Source organism: Microvirga vignae (assembly GCF_001017175.1).
In the GTDB taxonomy this organism is placed as follows: domain Bacteria; phylum Pseudomonadota; class Alphaproteobacteria; order Rhizobiales; family Beijerinckiaceae; genus Microvirga; species Microvirga vignae.
In genome coordinates, this window is the sequence record NZ_LCYG01000150.1 from 1 (window position 1) to 18285 (window position 18285).

Here is an 18285-nt window from a genome sequence, read left to right on the forward strand (position 1 = left end):
GCCTGCCCTTGAACACGCCATCCTCCGTCCGTGAACCAGGAGCGCAGTAGATGAAATTCTAAAACAAAGAGTTTGCGACAGAGCCGTGGCGGTTGGTACAATCAAGAGCCGTGTCAATCGGGCGCGCGGGCATCTTGTGGAGCTGTTACAGCTCGAGGCCGGGCATCAGTTCGGTCCCGACTCGGTCCTGAAAGCGGCCATTGGGTTCGAGCCCGGAAGCACAGGCGATGAGTAGCCCCACCAGCACATACCAGTGCGGGGATGGAACGCTCGGAGTACCGATATTGGCTCCGATCGGCTTCTCATTGTATGCTTCCCCGTACGCTTGTGCAGTGTTGCTCGGCTTTCCTGGTGATGACGGGAGCATGATGCATGAAGAAGGCTCGTAAGCTTTATAGCAGCCCCAACGGCGATCGCTGGTACCTGATCCGGGATGTCTCGGGAGAGGTTTTCATTCGGCACGAGGCCAACATTGCCTCCGGAGGCCATGTCGCTCACATCGAGATCGGAACTTTCCTGAGCTCGGGACAGGGACCGGAGCATCAGGAACTGCTTCGCCTGATCGGAACGCTTGTCGAGGAGCACCCGGTCCACTCGTAAAAGGCTTCGCAGCGGCAGAGACACGCGGGGCTGCTGTCAATCCGAGACACAGACCAGCTCGACACAAGCCTCACGGCCGCCCCGTACGTCCGAGACCGTTGCATTAACCCCGGCTGTGTAACGAGAGGCGGTTCGTCATCAAGGAGCCGCCCCGTTGTCTCTGTTCAAGCGCCGTCGCTTTCCCGTCGAGATCATCCTGCTGTGCGTGGGCTGGTACTGCAAGTACGGGATCAGCTATCGCGATCTCACCAAGATGCAGGAGCGCGGTTTGGAGGTCGATCCCTCCACCATCTTTCGCTGGGTTCAGCGCTACGCTCCGGAGATCGAGAGGCGGATCCGACCTTACCAAGGACATCGCTCAGGATCGTGGAGGGTGGACGAGGCCTATGTGCGGGTCGGTGGCAAATGGAAATACCTGTTCCGGGCTGTCGACAGGCACGGCCAGCTGATCGACTTCATGCTGTCAGATCGCCGGAACACCCGAGCGGCTTATCGCTTTCTGTGCAGGCCCTCAAGACGACGAGGGACTGTCCGCCATCCTCCATCACCATCGATAAACTGGCCTCCTACCCAAAGGCGATCCGCCGCTTACAGCACGGAAGATTACTGTCGAAGGATGTGGAACATCGGACCTCGAAATACCTCAACAATATCATCGAGGCGGATCATGGCGCGCTCAAGCGTATGATCCGGCCGACCCGCGAGATGCGGCGAATGAAGACCGCCTCCACGACTCCGAAGGGTTTTGAGGTGATGCGAATGATCCGCCGAGGTCACTGCGTGCTGAGCCATCGGAGCGTGACGGGCGAGATCCGTCTGGTGAATCAGTTGTTCGGTCTTGCAGCATGAGGAAGCCGCACCAGTAGGCTCATTATGGCCTGTCGCCGTTGATGCAACGGAGCCCCACGACAGGCCCTGCTGGTAGCAGCACTCCAGGTACTGCAGCGTTCGCTTGCGGTTCAGCTCAGGAACCGCGAGCGGCACCCGCTCATCCAAAAAACACTGTGCGACCAGATCCTCGCACAGCATTGGGAACCTCGCAGGCTATCGGGACCTCTCATGTCGCATAGGAGAACAGCTTATTACTTTTTGGCGCAAATCGCCCTGGCACGCAGGCTGCTTTCGTTCTCCCCCACAGAAAAACAATAGACGCTGTTCTCGTCCATGGCGAATTGGTCGCCTCGGTTGCATGTGCCACCAATAGGATATTCGTCATCACTGCATCGGGCGGTGCATCGCCCTCCTATCGCGCACTGCTGAACGAGAACACGAAGGATAGTCCCAGCGGTCCCAGGCTTCCCCTCAGGCCCTATTGCACCAGGTGGTCCCGACGGGCCTGCCATTCCGATGGGGCCAGCTGGCCCTGGAGGGCCGGGCGGACCTATCTGTCCTTCAGCACCCTGTGGACCAGGAGGCCCAATCGGTCCGGCTGGGCCGGCTGGCCCTGCAGCCCCGGTTTCCCCTCTGGGACCTGGAGCCCCCTGTGGCCCCTGTGGCCCTTGGTGGCCTGCAAGCCCCTGTGGACCCTGAGGTCCTTCCGGCCCAGGAGGTCCAGCAGGGCCGGCTTGACCGCTGGAGGTCACCTGTCCTGGAGGTCCGGGCGGGCCTTGTGGTCCATCAGCCCCTGCGGGTCCTGCCGGCCCTTGGGGACCAGGCGGACCTTGCGGTCCTGGAGCGCCAGGTGGGCCAGCCGCGACAGGCTGCTCAATGGATGCCTGTTGAGGCATTGCCTCATTCCGTGGCCCCTCAGGGCCTCGCAGGCCACAGAACCCAATCACAGCCTCGCGCTGCTCGTCGTCTGCCCGAAGAGTGACAACACAATCCGCAGGATGATAAATAACTCGAAACGCAAAGCGCCCATTGGTATCGCTTCTCGTTTGATGTTCGCCGTCAAGGGTCATCGCAGTCTGACGTGGTCTGCTCAACCGACCAACAACACGCAACTCACCCGCCGTAATCATGGCCTGATCTACAATGATATCGGCGACTGCCGGACCGGCGCTTAGCACAATGGCCGCTCCGATGAGCAAGCACTTGAGCATAACTGTTCTCTCCCGACTTGTTCACTTAGAGTCGCTCTGGGATGCGCCCAGCGTCAATTCCGTGGCTGTGGTGCAACGGCGGTATGCCACTGGTTCAAAAGATCTAGAGCAGATTGGCGCTTAACCTTTGCTCAGGCGTCGCAGGGTGCCTATGGTGCCTGCCCCGCACGCGGGTAGGCGGCACGTATCATCCACGAGCCGCTCGGAGTTGCCCTCTTTGCTAGCCGACATGCTTGGGGCCGCAGGGCTGCTTATGCCTCCCATTTCCTCGACTCGATTGGCGGGGATGTCGTACGAAAGCGAAGGTCAAAGCGGCGCTGCTCGGGAAAAAGGATCCGGGTGAATGGGATCTGCCATCCAAGCCGAAGGGCATGCGATGGGCGACCTATGAGAAGTGGGTGGCCAAGTACGATGCTGCGGAGGAGATGCTCAATGGCCCGCTTGTCATGGCCGCAGCACGGCTGATGAAGCGAATTTAGATCAAAGCATGAGGAGTGCCCGCGCTATAATTCGCCTTGGAGGATTGACTGGGTTCCTGTGTCTAGCTTGGAGAGGCTGATGGCAACCACACTGGTGGTCAGCTTCATGGAAGCTGCTGAGATAAAGGCGCAATGGCAGCAATTCCTGGGAGTTCGAATATGGCATTCATGACACCGCAAGAGCGAGCCGAGGGCCTGCGAGAGGCGATCCATATGTATATTGACTTGGCCGAGGGTGATGGAGCTGGGCCTTCCTGGAGGCTGACAGACAAGGGCTTTGCCAAGATTGCCTCGGTCATTCGTGAAGCCGAGAACGATGCATTCGAGAGAGCTGCGGAGTTGTGCGAGGCCGTGCACTTGGGAAGCCGGACGTGCTATAGCGCGCTTCTCGGCTCGGACTATCTGGTAACCAGAAGTCTGGTAGCGCGGGAGCTTGCTGCTGCGATCCGTGCATTGAAGGGCAAGGGTGAAAGTTGACCGTGCTTCGCTTTCCACTCGTGACATAGCCACTGGTAGTTTTCAGAAGGCTAGGCCGCTGATTTCGGACCTCCATTGTGCTGTTCTGCCGTGGCCTGCTTCAGTGCTAAGAGAAGAACACTAATATCCTCGTTCAACAGCTTGATGGCATTACGGGCATACTCCCGGAAGCGCTCCTTGCTTTTCGCAGGTTCGGCGTCCCATGCGCATGCTTGTTGCTGGGCTTCATAAATGGCATGCGCCACCAGCTCAATAGTGTCATCCGCTACTTCCTTCGCCATTGTAGCAACTCCTGACCACGCTCAAGTGAATGTTAAAGCCCGAGCGTCAGAGGCTGGCCAGTAGAAGGCTAGCTCCGATGAAGGAGCTCACAAAGGCAGCGAAGAGAAGCGAAGCGCGCTTAAGTGCTGGCCCTGTGTTGGGAGCAGGAGCATCTGTATCTTCGTGACTGGAAACTTGTGAGACGTGACCATGAATCATGATTCTGTCCTGTGGTCTGGTTGATGATGCATGGTCACCAAACGTAGGCAGGTACTGGTCTATTCCTTCACGAAAATTATAGAAGTGTTTCAAGCGAGTGAGCCTCGAATGCCTGATACTGAGGGTGATTTTGGATGTTGCGAGCGTCCATGGAGGTTTGAAGTGCCTCCGTGGATGGCACCAGCGCTGCTGAGTAATGGTGCCGATTGGGAGACGGCCGCCATTCATCATGACTCCCAGCGCGCCGCGCTGGATCTTCCCCGTTTCTGCAACGTTTGACTGACACCTGTGGCTCTGACGCTTCGGTGAAAGAATGAACGACGCCAATGCTGACTTCCGTGCCCGGATCAAAGACACCGAGATGGAACTCGACAGGTTCGAGCGGCAGGTGGGGATCGCTGTGATTGTCACCTTGGCGATTGCGGCTGCGGGCTATGCGATCCTGTTCCAAGTGCTCCCTTGAGACTACCCGAGTGGGCCCAAGGGTCCGTTTTTGCAAAGCCAGCTGGAAAAACTCTGTCCCGGTCTTGTTGCGTCAATGCGGGAATGAGCCACGAAGCACGTGCAACCGCCTCTTAGAGACCTGTCATCTGCCAGTCAGCACGCTTGGATCCGCAGGGCTGCCTGTGCTTCCTAGTTCGTTGATCCTGTAGGCGGGCATGGCGCGCCAAAGCAAAGGTGAAGGTGCGGCTCCTTGGTGATGAAGATCCGGATGAATGGGATCTGCCGCCCAAGCCAAACGGCATGCGGTGGGCAACCTATGAGCGATGGGTGTCCAGATATGACGCGGCCGAGGAGATGCTTGATGTGCAACTCGTCATGGCAGCGGCACGGCTGATGAAGCGGCTCTAGCCAAGAGATTTCGATTCAGAAATCAAGAGCACCTCGGAGCGGTTGGACACGGGCCATATCATCGGCCTTTCCCTCATCCTCGACGTGCTGGACCTCGACGGTGGCGCCAAGGGAAGCGGTGCGCCTAAAGGGAGGAGTAATGGCCGCCATCAGCACGGCATGTTCACTTGCGAGGCCATTGAGCAACGTCGGGAAATCCGCGCCTTAATTGCAGAGATGCGAGCCTCGGCGGAAGCGATCCTGCAAGGTTCGTGGCTAATCCCTCTTGAAGCTTGCCGGCGTAATGGGCAGGTGCAGGTCTAGGTCATAGTGCGGTTTGGAAGCGACTACCGCAGAGGTCCTGGACTTCGGGAGAATGGGCGCTGCGATGATTACAGCAATAAAGGCGAAGGCCGCGATGATGAGCCCAAACCGCCCATAGACAGCAATCAGATCCCTTCCCGTCATTCCGCACCCTTGTGTTATTGAAGTTATCGAAGTGGTGCAGCTTGACTGTGGCTAGATCAAGACGCGGCTGGAAGCGTCTCCTCCCATTACTACGGGTTTTTAAAACGAGTGCACGTGACTTTGAATCGTTTGCTCAGATTGTGGGGGATGCCGCCCTGTGCACCTTAGATACCTGCTTCAAACACCAACGCACTCGTTCTAAAGCCAAGTTAAGCGTTTGATACTTTTAGGAAGCCCGCTCCGGGTGGCGCTGGCACGCTTCTGCGTCTTGGACCTAGAACTTGCCCCCGCATTCCAGAAGGGCCGTCTGTGGCCTTCTAACGCGGTTCCCTGCCTCCTAACAGAGCAGGACGGTATTTACGCTGGATTTGCCGCAATCTGGGTGCAGTGTGGATCGCATGGCTCAACACGAACACCGACCGGAGCCGTCGGATGAAATTCGGCAGTTGATGACCACGAGGCGCCTGATCCACGTTATCGGAGCCCTCGCGGGACTGGTCGTTGGGCTTTTTCTGAAACGGCACGGATTTTAGGCGACCTGGAACGCTCGCCGGGCTTTCTCTCGGATCTCGTCCAGCTCGTCTTGCAGGGAATTGATCTGTCCTTCTAATTCCCCGAAGGAGGAGCATTCCGGAGTGATGAACAGGCGCCCGTCCTCGCCCCTGACATAGCGCAGGAGGGCAATCCTGACGGATGCCGGGTTGTCGGGCCCGGTCTGATGTCCAACTCAAAGGCTCCGAATACGTGCATGGGTGTCTCTCCTTCGAATCTGCATCCCGACCGTAAAAGCTAGAGGACGAGGAACCTAGCGGGTGGCCGCGGCTTCCTGAGAAGGTCCCGAGGATATTTCCATGTCTGATATCCCCTTTCCTACCATGCCGCCGTCGGACATCCCTGTTGTACCATCGCCCGACCTTCCTGAGCCGGCCCCAGAGCCGGATCCGGGTCCCGATTCAAGGCCTGACCTGCTGCCGCCTGAGCCTTCTGAACCACCAGGGGATGATGTCCCAAAGGTGGGTTAGCGCAACCTTAGCCCCGCTCGCGTCTGCGGAAGGCCGTGTGTGGTAGAGCGAGGGATCTTTAGCGCGTATCGGTGAGCTGAAATAAGTAATAGCCGTTAAACCGCACGCCTGCATACGCAGCGCGACGGTGAAAGCCCAGCGGTAGTGGGTCTGATGGGCGCAGAGCACGCTCGAACGCCCACTGCTCAGGACCGAGAAAGTGGGGGACGGGACGGTCTTCCGGCACGGCACACCGAAGCTCGGGCCGCTGCTTGTTGCGGAAGAGATTATAGACGCAGTCCTGCGTCTCTACACTAGCTTGCGTCGGTTCCCGGCTGGCTGACAAGACGTTTCCCCCAAAGCTGGTGTTATTCTGATTTGAGGCACCCCCTTGGGGAAGCATTACTGCGCTTGGCTGTCAGTTCGGATCTTTCCTAAGGATTAATCCTATAGTGCTATAAGGGCTTGGAGGCTGAGCGCAGCAGCCGCTGCAATTACGGGAAGATAGTGGCCAGTACCTCACCGATGGTGACCTCAGGCTCACCGTCGATGACATCGATCAAGCTCGCATGGACCCAAGCGAGAGCCTTCTCGTTTGCGGCCAGAGCGGCCTCCTTACTGTCGAACAGGGTCACAGAGCCGCCAACCCCATCGCCGGCGTCGAACACATAGTAGCCCTGGAACCCGGGAGACTCCTTGAGCAGTTGGCCAATGCCGCTTTCGGCACGGCGCGCGGCCTCGGGCACGGAGCTGACGTGACTGAACTTGCGGATGACCAAGTACATGGCCACCTCCCACTGTGCCAAAGGATCCTATTAGATACTAGGCTAGGAGGCCCGAGGGACCAGAGCGAACGAGCGTAACCTCATCGCGTCAGCGGAAAGCGGGTGTAATGAAGCGGTGGCTATTTGCCCTTAAGATCCGGTGCTCTCCCGAATCCAGTCTTCCCAAGTTCCTGCCCTCTGTGCCGTTCGATGGCTGCGATGGCGACATGGGCAATCCGAGTAGCGACCCGCTCGTCATTCCCCTCATCGAGCCAGATGGAATGCTCTTTGGTTCCTCCCTGAAAGTTGGTGTCGGCACTCTCCCAAAGGGCCTCTTTGACAGCCCTCGCAACAATCTCAATCTCTTCCGTCTTCATGGCCCAATTCTTTCAGCATCTTCAGGCGGGATGTGGTGAAGCGGTGTTGGGAGGTTAAGGGTCCAGTTTACCCCTCTCGCAACGTCTTTGACTTGTGCGCAGCCCTCCATGCCGCCTGCCCTCCTGATAGCCCAATGATTACGCATCCGCCTGGAGCTGGTCGACGGTGTAGCGAGGAGGAAGAAGTGGCTCTTCTCTGTTCCAGTCCAAGACGAGATGCCCGTATGTTTTCGGGGAAGATCTCTGCCAGCACTTCTGGGGGCCACCGCTCCGAGAGCACTTCCATATCGCCTGGTGGTTCCGAAGACGCTGAGTGAACCCGCTCCCAATCAGGCTGGTCACGGCCGGGTTCAGGGCCACTCAAGCGGAGACTGGAATGGGAGGATCAACTGCGGAGAAGCGGCCTCATCGCCGCACTCGGGAAGCCGTTCAGGACGGCTTTGTGCATGAGATGATCACTCGCGCCAAGATAGATCTGTCCGTGCTGAGGCCGACGAGTGGCAGGCACCCCTCAAAGCGACCCTTGCCGCCCAGCTTCAGGTTATGACAGATGCGGCGTCTCTCCAGGACCATGCCGATGAAATGGCCAGGATGGTTGGTAAACTGAGGCGTGCAATCCAAGATAGGATCATTCAGCACGCTCTTGCTGCCGATTTGCCGCTGACAAAAGAGAGACCCTCAGCGACAGGCCCATGGGTTCGGCCTCGACCATCACACCAGTTACCACCGACGCCCCTGCTCCGGGTCGATGCATGGCTCCGCTTGGTTGCGGCTCATGCAATTACCGCATGGCAGCTGCCACGAAAAAGGGCAGCCATGCTGCCCTTTTGAGCTTGCCGTTTGAACGAGCAAGTCATATTTTTGCAGTGCAGCACGGCGATTGGCGTTGCCCTGCTGCTGCCCTTCTTGGGCGTTTCCTCCCTAAACTTCGGGCCGCTGGTGACAGTGGCCTTTTTTCTTAGGTGGCCTGTTCTAGCGAGAGTCACAGGCGATCTGCAAGTAGACTTCCGGCTTATCGCCAGTGGCCTTTGCCTCATGATGCGTCGCCACGTATCAATCACAGCACTCTCATTGAGTCTGTCTGGAAACCGACAAAACGGCAACTCAATCCTGCTAATTTCGACAGGCGGGTCCCGCTTATTTCTGCCGCCCGAAGAGCGCTGCGATCAAGCCCCCGCGTCGGCGGGCTTCCTGACGCTCAAGGTGCACCACAGACTGTTCGTGCTCAGCTTCTGGTTCCTGAGTGATCTCATCCGGGGCATTGACCGGTGTCAGTCCCGTGGCTGGACTGGACTCGTCGTTCCCAATCCCAGTCTGTTCTGCGGTCGAGAGCACCTCAACCCGACCCGGAAGGTCGCTCCGGCCCTCGTAGCGAACGTAATCCTGGAAGCCGGGCCTGACGCGATGCTCCTGGTCGAGGATAACCTCATGCATGACCTCCACGACGAAGAAGCGTCCTTCCGGGGTTGTGACGTCCATGCGCCTGACCACGCCCTCAAAAAGCTTTTCATTGGACCAGGCGAATGGAAGTGAACCCGAACCTTATCCCCAACTGCAATCTGCGTCGGCAACGTCGCAGACATTCACAGACGCCCCACCTCGTCGGGGCAGGCGCTGAGAAGCCCACATGGCAGCCTGAGTGCGATTAGATGCCCCGATCTTGCGCAGGATGGATTTGACATGGACCTTGATCGTGGCTTCGGTGATATCGAGCTTACGGGCGATGAGCTTGTTGGACGCTCCTTCCTTCAAGCAGCCCAGGATTTCCGTCTCCCGCGCCGAGAGCTTGTACGCCTTCAGAGCAGACAGGCTTGACTCTGCCACGCTGCTGTCCTGGAACGGCTGATCACCGGTTTGGGCAGCCCTATCCATGACTGAGCGCAGGACCTCAAAGGGTAATACACTCTCGCCGAGCATGACGAGTTCAAACGATTTAATTAGAACCTCGGGAGCACTGGCTGCTAAACAGAAGCCGTTCACGCCAGCCGCGTGCCCGAGCCGCACGAAGCTGAGGTCGAACTGATCCGCCAGAACAACGATCCGAGCCTCCGGCAACTGCTCTCTCACCTGCTTGACGATCTCAAGTACGTGACCTGTGTTCTGGCTGGCCTCGATCAGGACCAGGGCAGCCTCCGGAGCTAATCCCTGGAACCGTGTTGAACCTGCGACAGCAGCTGACTCGGCAATGACGAAGGGTGATTCCGACAGAATGCGCTGAAGTCCCGAGCGCAGCAGAGAGTTGTCACAGATCAGAGCCGTCGGGATCGTTGGAGTGAGCCTGCTGGGCGCGTAATTGGTGTGAGACGAGAGATTGTCTACAAGCGTCAGCGTTTGCACAGTCATCCGTGTCCCCTGTTTAGCCTCATCAGTTAAAAGAAGGTAAGCAAACAGCGGGAACTCTGTCTGTCGGTTAGCCGACAGAAGCTGTCAGCCAATCGTTTTAATACTGAGCTAGAACAATCTTCAGCTTAGCAAGCTTGACAATATAGGCTGTAAACTGCCGTTCCATCTCTGCCTTTTGCTGATGAGTTTCGGCACGAGCGGCGGTCAAGTGCGCAGCGCGGCAAAAACCCAAGGTGTTGCCCAGCCGCTGACCTAATCCTTCGACTGCTCGCGTCGTGCGAACCGCTCAACAAGCTCTGCCAAGCGAACAGGGAGGGCAGCCTCAACCGGGCCGTAGGTCACTTGCAGTCGCTCTCCGAGCCTCCGAAGATCATTGGAGCCCAGCGTTTGGTTCGAGATCTTGTCGGATGGACGATAGATCGTCGTTGCTGGTGCGTCGGTTGGAAGCAGGGCCTGTTGCATTGAGACACTCTCGCTGGCGGCACCAATATGCCGTTGAATGCCCCTATGTCCTTGCCCTTGTTCAGGGTCGCTTATGTGCAAAGCAGCGGGAGTTTGTGGCAATTGTACGGACAGGGTGTTGGGCCTCTCCTGCGGCAACACTCTCCTTGGTGTCGCGGAATGGGCTCCAGGCAGCTTGCTCGGTCGCGGACTTCTGGTTCCTCCGTCCTACATTGGGGCGCTGTTTGCACGCCGGAGGACACTCGGGCTGTGACTTGCGACCATCTGTGCGTTACTGGTGGTCCAGTGACAGTTTGGGCTTTAAGGACTCGTTTAGGCGGACACCTTATCGTTCAGGACCAGCGATGATGATCGCCTAGCCTCTGGGACTGGAGCTTAGCTCAGGAGTTCCCACGCATGAGCAAGACTGACAAGCACCAGCCAGCATCCCGAACGGGTCGCCTCCGAGCAGACCCGCGTGCCTTCTCTGCTGTCCGGGACAAGCTCGGTGAGCAGCTTCGCGCGATGTACGGGAAGCTTGAAGATGAGCCTCTTCCTGACCGCCTCCTCAACCTCTTGAGGCAGCTAGATCAGCCTCGCTCCAGGGGAAAGCCATGACGCTGCCTCCAGACCTTCGCGACGGCCTTCTTCAGGCCATCCCGTCAATGAGAGCTTTTGCGATCTCCCTCACCGGCAATGTCGATCAGGCCGACGACTTAGTTCAGGAAGCTATGGTGCGCGGACTGGCTTACATCGATCAGTTTCAGCCCGGCACAAATATCCAGGCTTGGCTCTTCACGATCCTGCGCAATCAATTTCACACGGCGTACCGGAAGAGAAGGCGTGAAGTGGAAGACCCTGATGGCGGCATCGCAGCCCGCCTTGCCGTCCCTCCCGAGCAGGACGGACACCTTGATGTGGAGGACCTCAAGGGTGCCTTAGCCCAACTTCCCATCGACCAACGGGAGGCCCTCCTGCTTGTGGGGGCACAGGGGTTCTCGTACGAGGAGGCTGCTGCAATTTGCGGAGCACGGATTGGAACGATCAAAAGTAGGATCAACCGTGCCCGTACCCGACTTGCTGATCTTCTCGGAGTCGAAAACCCGGAGGATATAGGGGCAGATCGGGTGCTGAAAGCAACGATCTTCAACGAGACATGTACCAGATAACAATCCCGGCTCACCACCCCGTCAACTTCATTTGCGGGTCGCAAAGAAGTCAGTAGCTGCGCCACCCCCTACCCGAGTGAGGCTGGGTCCGTCAGTTCGACGGGCTCCACTGGATGAATAGCCGAGATCGCATGCTTGTAGACGATCTGCGTGCCATTGCCTCGGACAAGCTGTACGGTGAAGTTGTCAAACGATTTGATCTGGCCCTGGAGCCTGATCCCGTTCGCCAGAAAGATGGTGACTTCACCTCTGTTATCGCGGAGATGCTTTAGGAAAGTGTCCTGGAGGGTTGAGATGCTTTGTGCGGACATTTCCTGCTCCTGTTGGAAGTTCGCTGCGCCTGAGCAGACTACCGCTGGTGAAGGCACCAGGGCTCGTAAGACCTATCACGACTCCACTTGCAGAGGATTAAAGCTCCTGCTGGATGATATTCTGCCCCTCAAGATACGCCTGAATGATCCCACTATCCTCGTCGCGTGAGCCAACGTTCAGTGAGCTTGACGCACCATAGGCACTGATCCTTCCGTTCTCCAGAGAGATGCGACCGGCACTCACCACGGTAGCCGGAACGGACTGGGCCATGTGAGAGTGCTGCATGAACTCAGGAAAAAGCAGCGGAAGCAACTCGCCGCCATTGAGTCTGAGCATGATATACTTCATGGCCATAGAGTTCTTCCGTTCGCGGTGCCGCAAGCATCCGGCACCCTAAGATAGGAGGCTCTCGGAAAATTGCTGAGGCCAGTATCCAAGGAACTGTCGCAAACCCTTCAGTAACTCAGTTCGGCCTGCTACTCCGGAAAGCTCCGGAACCTGCCAAGGCGGCTGCAAGATCCGACAGGATGTCGGCATGCAAGTTGGTGGCGACAATGGTGTCGAGGGGCTGCAGCTTCAGCGTCATCGCATGGTCAGGACGTCGACCAGCATCTGTCCCAGGTCACGTCCGGGAACTCCGCCGCGACCTCTGCTGCAATCTCATCCCACATGACCATGTCGTGCTGCTGCGCGTTCGACTTTGTGACCACAGTCAGGAGCTTGGTGACCACAGTCAGGAGCTTGCGCGGCCGCGACTGCGCCAGCCTAAAGGCTGTGAGTGGGTCGTCAGTGGAACCAAGGGAACCAAAAGGCTGCTCTCCTCCGGGGTCTACATTGATACGCTAACGGAGTGCAGCCTCTTCTAGGCCTCTAACGGAATGGAATACCTGAGCCACTCCAGCGGCAGCCCAGTACCGACACCAAAGAGAGAGCCCCTATGCTTCACCTGGGGCTCTCCGGACATGCAGCCATCCATGCCTTGCACCTACATAGGGGCCTTGTTTGCCTGTCGGTTCCAATCGGGAGCAGGCTTCGGCATATTACATATGGTATATGTGTAATTTTTGTATCATGCATAAAAATTTGACTTTAGCACTATTACTTACCAGATTACCCGCGCGAACTCGTCCAACCTGAAATGTGCTTGCAGTTCGCCAAACTGGGGCTCGGCTCAAACGTTGTAGATCATCACCTACCGAAGGAGCAGATCATGGGCTGCTGCGACAAGCCGTTCACGTTTGAACCGGAAGACGCCACCGCGGCGGCAATTGCCCTGGATGTCAGCCGGCGCGGTGTTCTCGCGGGCATGGCTGCCGCTGCCGGCGCACTTGCGACTCTTGGAGGACCGGCGTCAGCTCAGTCGAAGCGCATCAAACTGGCTTTCTGCAGCCAGCTTCTCTGTGTGGTACCCTACGAGGTTGCCCGGGCCGGCGGCCACTTCACCAATGAGGGTCTCGACGTCGAGCTGATCTACACACGCGGGGGCAACGCCGCGATGCAGTCGCTCGTTGGCTCGGCGGTCGATTATGCGGCTACGTCGCTAGACGTTGCCCTTCAGGCCTATGCCCGTGGCGCTGACATCCGTCGCTTCGCCACCACCGGCCGCCTGCCGCTCTTCGCGGTGGCCACGGCCCCCAACCGGGCCAATGACATTCAGCGGATCGAGGATCTCGCCGGGCGGACGGTTGGGGTTTCAGCCCTTGGCAATGCTGATCATGCCTTGATGCTGTACCTGCTTCGCCGGGCGAACGTGGATCCGACCCGGGTGCAATTCGCAACGCTTGGGCCGAACATTCTCGAAGCTCTGCGCCAAGGACAGGTGGATGTCGGCCTCGTACAGGAGCCCGCTCTGACGCTGGTTGCGAAGGCGGGCGGCCGGGTTCTCGTGAATGCTATGGACAGCAAGGATGCGGAGCGCTTCCTCGGGGGAGCCTATGAGTTCATGGGTGTCGCCGTTCGCGCACCGGAGGTCGCTGTTCGCCGACCGGAAATGGAAAAGCTCGCGCGGGCTCTGCGCAACGCTCTGCAGAGCCTCCAGACCATGTCGCCAGAGGACCTCGTGAAGGCGCTGCCGCGCGAGCTGACAACCGGCGCCGACCTGGGTGAGCTTCAGGAGGTGCTGGCCCGCTATCGTGGATCGCTTTATCCAACCACTGTCGCCATTGATCTGGCGGCCTCCACCCGTGTCTCGGATAGCCTGAAGGTTGCGGGCCTCATCCCTCCGGATGCGAATACGTCTGGGCTCTACGACACCTCCATTGTGGGAGCCGGCTGATGCTGCGCGCCGAGAATGTCACTCTCTCGTATGGGGCAGAGCCGGTTCTTGAGGGGGCAAGTCTTTCCATTGAAGCGGGTCAGTTTGTCAGCCTTGTCGGGCCGTCGGGCTCCGGTAAGAGCAGCCTCTTGCGCGCCATCATGGGTCTGCAGGAAATCTCTGACGGGCGGATCGAGACACCGCTCCAAAGCACCGACATCGGCATTCTCTTTCAGGATGATGCGCTGCTCCCCTGGCGAACTGCGATTGAGAACGTCTCGCTTGGTCTGCGGCTCAACGGGCGGGATCGCGGCCGTGCAGTCGCAGAAGCCGAAGCATGGCTTGAGCGTCTCGGGCTGACCGGCCTCGGCAGACGCTACCCCCGGGAACTCAGCGGGGGGCAGCGAAAGCGGGTCGCGCTCGCTCAGGTCCTTGCCTTGAAGCCCCGCCTCCTCCTTATGGACGAGCCCTTTGCCTCGTTGGACGCGATTGTTCGTGCCCGCGTCACTCAGGACGTTGTCAACCTTGTGGAGAGCGAAGGGATCGGTGTGCTCCTGGTCACCCATGACCTGGAGGAGGCAATTGCCCTCTCTGATGTGGTCTATCTTCTGTCGAATGGACCCCACGCTCACATTTCCCAGCGATACTCGGTGCCGATCCCCCGTCCCCGGAACCTGGTGAAATCGCGATCCCACCCAACGTTCGCCCCTCTCTACGAGCGCCTTTGGTCGGATCTCTCCGACGTGGTTGATGGGCCTCGGCGTATTCGGACTGCCGCATGAAAGTTTTCGATCGCATCTGGCTGCGCCAGCTTCTGGCTCTCACAATAGCACTGGTCCTCTGGGAGGCCGCAGGACGAGCGGGATGGCTGAACCCACTCTACGCACCGGCCCCGAGCCGGATTGGGTTTGCTCTGATTGACCTGTTCATCCAGGGCAACATCTGGCCGCATGTCGAGGCAACATTCGGCGCAGCCTTGGGCGGGCTCGTCCTCGGCATCGCGGTTGGCGTCGCTCTTGGAGCCGCCGCCGCGCTCGTCCCGTTCATTGCAGAGCTCCTTGAGCCCGTGATGATGATGCTCAATGCGGTGCCGCGGGTTGTCCTGGCGCCGCTGTGCGTCATCTGGTTCGGGATCGGGCTCGGCTCAAAAGTGGCCCTCGCCTTCGTGCTTGTTGCCGTCCTCGTGTTCTTCACGGTCTACACCGGTATCAAGCAGGTTGACCGCCGGCTGGTTGAGCGGGTTCGCACGCTGGGAGGCGGTCGCTGGACAGTGCTTCGCGAGGTTTATCTGCCCTTCGTCACCGCCTGGATTATGGGTAACCTGAAGGTCGCAGTCGGCTTTGCTTTTACCGGCGCAGTTGTTGGCGAGTTTGTCGGCGCAAGCCGCGGCCTCGGCTACCTGCTCTCATTTGCCCAAAGCACCTACAATGCGGCGCTCATGCTGGCTCTGGTGTTTCTCATCATGGCCTTTGTGCTCGCCATTTTCGGTGCTGCTGGACGGCTTGAGAAGCGCTTGCTGCGCTGGCGATGACCCTCTAAGCAAGGCTGCTCGGAAGGAGCTCCCGGTGAAAGTTGCCTACGTGTTTGCCACGAGCAATGCTTCAACTTTCAAGCTAGCCAGCATGATCCTGCCACAGCTTGAGGCGGGCAATCACGGTGCCGACGTCGTCGGGATGATGTTCTTCGACGACAACATCTTCTGTCTCCGCGAGGGCGATCCGATTGGTGAGAGGCTCGCCAACGTCGCTCAGGAAAAAGGCATCCTTTTGATGGTTTGTGATGCGTGTGCACTTCGGCGCAATTTGGCCGAAGGTCCTCCCGAGAGCTGCGGGACAGGCGCTGTGATGGCAAAGGGGCTCGTAAAAGGTGTTCTTGCCGGATGCTTCCCACAGCTTTACGAGGCTCTCTCAGGCAACCCGCCGGACCACATCATCAGTCTTTGATTTCTCCGTCTGATGCTCAGGCGTGGTGTGGACGCGCTCATCTTATGCAACGCGGAAGCGATTTTCTCAGATCTTTGTCGTGCAGCGACTTGGCATCATCCCCAATGGTGTTGTCACGTTAACTGGCATTAGGCGCATTGAGGCAAACGCAGTCACTTGACGGGCTCACTCGGCAACGCCGGCTGCAGACTTCCACGTCACCATGGTATTGAGGCGATGAAGATGGGTGGAAAGAGCAGAGCGGCGGGAACGGGGTGGAACGAAAAGGTTGCAGGCAGCCGAGGAGACACTGACAAAGCGCTGCAGGCCTCCCGGCGATCGAAAGCCCTGCATCGCCCGCTCTCGCCGGCGCAATGGCACATGGGAATTCTCCGCACGGTTGTTGAGGCCCTTGTGCGAGCGGTGCTCGGTTCGCAGCATGATCTGATGGCGGCGGCAGCGTAGGAGCCGGGTTTGTCGGTAACCATCCGACGCGGCTCGAAGCATCGTCCGGCTTGGTCCTCGATGGCATCGTGCCCTCGCACAGGTACGACCTTGCGGGCGCGTCAGGCGCACCGGTCCCGACCAGCGCGCTTGTCTGACCCGGGGAGTTCATGAACCACGATCGCACCAAGCGGGCATGCTCGGCGGCTTGGCGATCGGTTCGCGCGCGATCACATTCGATGGCATGTACAGTTTCGTCGACGGCCTGCTGACCTTCGGGGCGCTCGCCGTGGCGAAGCTACTGACGCAGGAGCCAAGCCGCCGCTTCCAGTACGGCTACTGGCATCTCGAGTCGTTGGTTGCCGCGGTCGAGAGTGCGATCCTGGTCACCGCGTGCATCTACGCCGTCGTTGACGCCATGCAGGGACTGATGAGCGGCGGGCACCATGTGGCCTACGGGTTGGGCCTGATCTGGGCCGGCGTCATGGGCGCCACGGGCTTCGTTATGGCGGCCTACATGAGCTGCCTGGCGCGTCGCCAGCATTCGATCCTGCTGGCCGTCGATGCCCGTGCCTGGCTCTTGAGCGGCTTCGTGAGCCTGGCCCTTCTGTGTGGCGCCCGAATACCGGGTCGGGACGGTCGCCGCCGTCGACGGCATCCGCCGCGAGGTCGCCGCCCGGCTTGATGCGAGTTGGCCGCAGGTGTGGCTCACTGTCGATGTGACAACGGACCCGGATTACCTGTGACCGTGGCGCAGGGCTTCCGCGGCAAGCACCTTTGCTCTTGATTGCCGGACCCGGCGGTCCAGATCGATTGAAGTGCTCATGCGGCCTCATGACTTGGCGGGTCCTGTGAACCGCCACTGGCACGCTCCGGCAGGCCTGAGGACCGATCGAGGGAGCACCACCATGCAGAGCAACGAACCAAGACCCGACGACGTCGATCCCGTGGAAGAGGCCAGCCTCGAGTCGTTCCCGGCCAGCGACCCACCGGCATGGGTCGGGACGCGCGCCGGCCCCGTCGATGTCTCGGCCCTTCTGGAGCGCGCCAGCCGGGCACGGGCGGTCTGGAACGAGGCGCTGGAGGAGGCTGCCCGGTTGGCCGACGAGACCGGCGCGGCGGAACTGTCCTCCCGGATCCGGGCCCTGAAGCGTCCCGAGCCTGACGCCTGACACGCGAACCCGGCACAAGGTCAGGGAATGCCTTTCCCCTTGCTGGCCCCGGGACAGGCTTGGCTACCCGATCCATTTCCGATGCCCCTGCCCCTGGATGCACCGGGGCGCTCCTTCCTGGATCGATGCCCATCATCGGCCGAAGCCGTGGCGGCTACTTGGATCCTTCGTGGGCCACCCGAAAGATCGTGCCGTTGGCATCATCGCTGATCAGCAGGGCGCCGTCGGGCGCAACCGCGATCGGACGTCCAGATGCCTGTCGTGGCCCGGACCCGAACCGTCCGCCCATTCCTGCCGAACTTGGCGATGCCATATAAGGTCTTGCCGCGCCTGATCGCTCCGATGATGGGGCGTGCCGGTGAACGGGCGCGCGGGTATCGGCATGCCGGCGGACGGGACCAAGCAGGCTGTCAGGGCCGCGATGGCGGCTCCCTATTGGAACCCGCGCCCGCTTGAGGAACAGCCATCGCGTGAATTGCTGACCCGGGCCTGGAACGGCGATCCACCCCGTGCCTGAACGCAACCAATGTCCAGAAAGACCCTTTGACCGACCAGCTCGGAAATCTGCGTCCTCGAGATTACACGATCGAGGACAGCGGCTGGGTCCATGCGACAGGACCGTCGCCAGCAGGCTGAGGCCGCGTTCCAGCACGGCCTGGTTCTGAGCCGCGCCGAGGGAGATACGGATGGCATCCGGCGCAGACCCGAC

General features: G+C 59.5%; 21 protein-coding genes and 3 pseudogenes. 14 read left to right on the top strand and 10 right to left on the bottom strand.

Features of this window, described 5'->3' with window-relative positions; translation table 11 throughout:
- The first annotated feature begins 372 nt into the window (after positions 1-372).
- The 3 genes and pseudogenes from AA309_RS31170 to AA309_RS31185 all read left to right on the top strand — a co-directional run bounded on the left by AA309_RS31170 (position 373) and on the right by AA309_RS31185 (position 3598).
- Complete coding sequence (locus tag AA309_RS31170; RefSeq protein WP_047192908.1) at positions 373-600, top strand: hypothetical protein; 228 nt, start codon at positions 373-375, stop codon at positions 598-600.
- Positions 601-754: 154 nt separating this feature from the next.
- Positions 755-1449, top strand: a pseudogene (locus AA309_RS31175) (IS6 family transposase).
- Between the two features lie 1831 nt (positions 1450-3280).
- Positions 3281-3598: a hypothetical protein gene (locus tag AA309_RS31185; protein WP_150117867.1), complete on the top strand. Its 318-nt coding sequence runs from the start codon at positions 3281-3283 to the stop codon at positions 3596-3598.
- Between the two features lie 50 nt (positions 3599-3648).
- On the opposite strand, the gene AA309_RS31190 is transcribed toward AA309_RS31185, so the two are convergent.
- On the bottom strand, positions 3649-3879 hold the full coding sequence (locus tag AA309_RS31190; protein WP_047192910.1) for a hypothetical protein: 231 nt from the start codon (positions 3877-3879) through the stop codon (positions 3649-3651).
- A gap of 512 nt (positions 3880-4391) precedes the next feature.
- Here AA309_RS31190 and AA309_RS35605 point away from each other — a divergent pair.
- The gene (locus AA309_RS35605) at positions 4392-4541 is read left to right on the top strand and encodes a hypothetical protein (RefSeq protein WP_160310588.1); all 150 of its coding nucleotides are present in this window, start codon (positions 4392-4394) and stop codon (positions 4539-4541) included.
- A 431-nt stretch (positions 4542-4972) separates the two neighbouring features.
- Positions 4973-5233 (top strand): hypothetical protein, encoded by a 261-nt coding sequence (locus AA309_RS35610; RefSeq protein ID WP_160310589.1) that lies wholly within the window; start codon positions 4973-4975, stop codon positions 5231-5233.
- Positions 5234-6872: 1639 nt separating this feature from the next.
- Here the strand turns inward: AA309_RS35610 and AA309_RS31200 are convergent.
- The 5 genes from AA309_RS31200 to AA309_RS31220 form a co-directional block, all read right to left on the bottom strand.
- Positions 6873-7163, bottom strand: coding sequence for a hypothetical protein (locus AA309_RS31200; RefSeq protein WP_047192912.1), 291 nt, complete (start codon positions 7161-7163; stop codon positions 6873-6875).
- Between the two features lie 119 nt (positions 7164-7282).
- Entirely contained in the window at positions 7283-7519 is a 237-nt protein-coding gene (locus AA309_RS31205; RefSeq protein ID WP_047192913.1) for a hypothetical protein, read from the bottom strand.
- A gap of 1137 nt (positions 7520-8656) precedes the next feature.
- Positions 8657-8998: a hypothetical protein gene (locus AA309_RS34955; protein ID WP_150117868.1), complete on the bottom strand. Its 342-nt coding sequence runs from the start codon at positions 8996-8998 to the stop codon at positions 8657-8659.
- Positions 8999-9061: 63 nt separating this feature from the next.
- Positions 9062-9862 carry a LuxR C-terminal-related transcriptional regulator gene (locus AA309_RS31215; RefSeq protein WP_052955146.1) on the bottom strand — a complete coding sequence of 267 codons (801 nt, stop codon included), beginning with the start codon at positions 9860-9862 and terminating at the stop codon, positions 9062-9064.
- Between the two features lie 252 nt (positions 9863-10114).
- A complete protein-coding gene (locus AA309_RS31220; protein ID WP_047192915.1) occupies positions 10115-10324 on the bottom strand; it encodes a hypothetical protein in 210 nt (69 codons plus the stop codon).
- Positions 10325-10828: 504 nt separating this feature from the next.
- Between AA309_RS31220 and AA309_RS38030 the strand changes: the two genes are divergently transcribed.
- Positions 10829-10921 (top strand): NepR family anti-sigma factor, encoded by a 93-nt coding sequence (locus AA309_RS38030; RefSeq protein ID WP_425286921.1) that lies wholly within the window; start codon positions 10829-10831, stop codon positions 10919-10921.
- A complete protein-coding gene (locus tag AA309_RS31230; RefSeq protein ID WP_047192917.1) occupies positions 10918-11472 on the top strand; it encodes a sigma-70 family RNA polymerase sigma factor in 555 nt (184 codons plus the stop codon). Before AA309_RS38030 ends, AA309_RS31230 begins: the two co-directional genes overlap by 4 nt.
- 68 nt (positions 11473-11540) lie before the next feature.
- Here AA309_RS31230 and hfq read toward each other — a convergent pair whose 3' ends face one another.
- From hfq to AA309_RS33905, 3 genes and pseudogenes are all read right to left on the bottom strand, one after another.
- The gene (gene hfq / locus AA309_RS31235; RefSeq protein WP_047192918.1) at positions 11541-11783 is read right to left on the bottom strand and encodes an RNA chaperone Hfq; all 243 of its coding nucleotides are present in this window, start codon (positions 11781-11783) and stop codon (positions 11541-11543) included.
- Between the two features lie 97 nt (positions 11784-11880).
- Positions 11881-12120: a hypothetical protein gene (locus AA309_RS31240; protein WP_150117869.1), complete on the bottom strand. Its 240-nt coding sequence runs from the start codon at positions 12118-12120 to the stop codon at positions 11881-11883.
- Between the two features lie 157 nt (positions 12121-12277).
- A pseudogene (locus AA309_RS33905) lies at positions 12278-12593 on the bottom strand (isocitrate/isopropylmalate family dehydrogenase); the annotation flags it as partial.
- A gap of 401 nt (positions 12594-12994) precedes the next feature.
- On the opposite strand from AA309_RS33905, the gene AA309_RS31245 reads away from it, so the two are divergent.
- Genes AA309_RS31245 through AA309_RS31260 form a run of 4 tightly spaced genes read left to right on the top strand, consistent with a single transcriptional unit; the run spans position 12995 to position 15981 of the window.
- Entirely contained in the window at positions 12995-14059 is a 1065-nt protein-coding gene (locus AA309_RS31245) for an ABC transporter substrate-binding protein (protein WP_200902079.1), read from the top strand.
- Complete coding sequence (locus AA309_RS31250) at positions 14059-14820, top strand: ABC transporter ATP-binding protein (protein ID WP_047192920.1); 762 nt, start codon at positions 14059-14061, stop codon at positions 14818-14820. The genes AA309_RS31245 and AA309_RS31250 overlap by 1 nt, the downstream gene beginning before the upstream one ends.
- On the top strand, positions 14817-15569 hold the full coding sequence (locus AA309_RS31255) for an ABC transporter permease (protein ID WP_200902080.1): 753 nt from the start codon (positions 14817-14819) through the stop codon (positions 15567-15569). The genes AA309_RS31250 and AA309_RS31255 overlap by 4 nt, the downstream gene beginning before the upstream one ends.
- A gap of 34 nt (positions 15570-15603) precedes the next feature.
- Positions 15604-15981: a SaoD/DsrE family protein gene (locus AA309_RS31260; protein WP_047192921.1), complete on the top strand. Its 378-nt coding sequence runs from the start codon at positions 15604-15606 to the stop codon at positions 15979-15981.
- A gap of 165 nt (positions 15982-16146) precedes the next feature.
- Here AA309_RS31260 and AA309_RS37095 read toward each other — a convergent pair.
- A pseudogene (locus AA309_RS37095) lies at positions 16147-16457 on the bottom strand (DDE-type integrase/transposase/recombinase); the annotation flags it as partial.
- 191 nt (positions 16458-16648) lie between these two features.
- On the opposite strand from AA309_RS37095, the gene AA309_RS31270 reads away from it, so the two are divergent.
- The 3 genes from AA309_RS31270 to AA309_RS34965 all read left to right on the top strand — a co-directional run bounded on the left by AA309_RS31270 (position 16649) and on the right by AA309_RS34965 (position 18093).
- Positions 16649-17089 carry a cation efflux transmembrane domain-containing protein gene (locus AA309_RS31270; protein WP_244470563.1) on the top strand — a complete coding sequence of 147 codons (441 nt, stop codon included), beginning with the start codon at positions 16649-16651 and terminating at the stop codon, positions 17087-17089.
- A 139-nt stretch (positions 17090-17228) separates the two neighbouring features.
- Entirely contained in the window at positions 17229-17576 is a 348-nt protein-coding gene (locus AA309_RS36070) for a hypothetical protein (protein ID WP_047192923.1), read from the top strand.
- 358 nt (positions 17577-17934) lie between these two features.
- Positions 17935-18093: a maleylacetate reductase gene (locus AA309_RS34965; protein ID WP_150117870.1), complete on the top strand. Its 159-nt coding sequence runs from the start codon at positions 17935-17937 to the stop codon at positions 18091-18093.
- The last annotated feature ends 192 nt before the right edge of the window (positions 18094-18285 follow it).